The organism is Neisseria sp. HMSC061H08 (assembly GCF_001836795.1).
GTDB lineage: Bacteria > Pseudomonadota > Gammaproteobacteria > Burkholderiales > Neisseriaceae > Neisseria > Neisseria subflava_A.
This window is the reverse complement of the sequence record NZ_KV830584.1, coordinates 1-207: the sequence shown is the minus strand read 5'-3', so window position 1 is coordinate 207 and position 207 is coordinate 1. Positions and strand designations below refer to the sequence as shown.

The following is a 207-nucleotide window of genomic DNA, read 5'->3' as shown; positions in this document are numbered from 1 at the left end:
TTGTCTTTAACGTCGGCTTCAGCGTTCTTACCATCTACACCGTCTTTACCATCTTTAACGATAGTAGTAGTGACTGAACCGGTCTCAAGATCAGTAATAGTGATTGTATGGGTACCGTCACCATTATCTACAACTTCACCTGTGATGCTGCCACCTTTTTCACCAGTATCACCTTTAGCGCCGGTATCACCTTTTTCGCCTTTGTCG

General features: G+C 44.4%; 1 protein-coding gene. It reads right to left on the bottom strand.

Annotated features, from left to right (window positions below; translation table 11 throughout):
• Nucleotides 1-207 (bottom strand): collagen-flanked surface repeat-containing protein (locus HMPREF2675_RS11425; protein ID WP_168167159.1); only part of this gene is annotated, 207 nt, incomplete at both ends.